1 protein-coding gene is annotated in these 1,289 nt (G+C 59.0%); it reads right to left on the reverse strand.

Annotated features, from left to right (window positions below; all coding sequences use genetic code 11):
- Positions 1 to 824: 824 nt before the first annotated feature.
- Positions 825 to 1,289, reverse strand: a 465-nt coding sequence (locus ACO1BU_RS37425) for a hypothetical protein (RefSeq protein WP_424140911.1), incomplete at its 5' end; no start/stop codon positions are given.

The raw sequence follows: 1,289 nt of genomic DNA on the forward strand, positions 1-1,289 counted from the left end.
GAGGCGCCGATGGCCACCAGGGGTGCCATCGTTGTTCTCCAGATTGTCGAGGTGCCGGGCCGCGCCCGGCGGGTGGTTCAGTCCGGCCGCTTCCCGGCGCGGCTGTTAAGCGGCGGGACCGGCGGGAATGGCATTCTTGTGATTGCTCTTACGCCACGATCACACCTCCCCTGAAGTGATGTCGTGGTAAAAATCGCCATGGGAAAAAGAGCTGAAATTACTGGTGAACGCTTCGGTGCGTTGACTGTGCTTTCCTATGCAGGGTGGGAGAAAAAGCACGCGTTGTGGCGATGCAGATGCGATTGCGGGAACATCTCCACGGTTCGGCTAAACAACCTCCGCAACGGCCATACGCAGAGTTGCGGTTGCCAAGGCGCTAACGCGACCATCGGTGTTCGCAGCAGAACTCACGGCCACACGCCAGTGGGAGAAGCCACCGCGACTTATCGCACATGGCAGCGAATGAAGTGTCGATGCTACAATACTCACCATGACCGCTACGAACTTTACGGGGGCCGGGGCATCAGAGTTTGCGACAGGTGGCGCAATAGCTTTGAGAACTTCTTGTCCGACATGGGCGAGAGGCCGGAAGGGCATAGCCTCGACCGCATTAACCCAAACGGTAACTACGAGCCGTCAAACTGCCGGTGGGCTACCCATCAAGAGCAGATGAGAAATACCCGAGTATCGGTCATGGTAACCTACCAAGGGAAACGTCTGAGCATGCGAGATGCCGCCGAGCTTGCGGGCATCCCGCATGATCGTGCCTACTTGCGGAAGAAGCGTGGTTGGCCAGAAGACCGATGGTTTGAGTAGTCTCATAACTAGGCAGGCTTCTTCCCCTCCATCTCCTCTGGAGGCGGTATGGGTGGCATCGGGGCGGGTATCGGAACACTCATATCGCCGTTTGCGTGGGCCCTGCCGACTGCATAAGCGGTTTGGATCGCATTGTTCGCATTGTGGCGCATTTCATGTAGTCGCTCCTTGTGTTCCCTCATCAAATTCCACCCTCGATCGCGAGCCTCCTCAGCGCGAAGCAACGCGTCTGCCTTCGCGGCCAAGCGGCGGTCCATACGCTCCAACTCGGCACGATGTCGGCGGCCTGCCGCATCTAGTTCGTGCTGCAATGCCTCGACCTGCTGGTTCAAGTGGGCGATCTGCTTGTCCCGGCTCGCATCCAGCGCAGCGAACCCGTTGACCAGGCGACCTTGCCGGCCATCCTCTTTCTTGACGTTCTCCCGTGACCCGTTGCGCTGTTCGCGCTTAAACTCCCTCCAGGCTCTCCAGCA

This window comes from Roseomonas chloroacetimidivorans (genome assembly GCF_049629625.1).
GTDB classification, from domain to species: Bacteria; Pseudomonadota; Alphaproteobacteria; order Acetobacterales; family Acetobacteraceae; genus Roseomonas; species Roseomonas chloroacetimidivorans.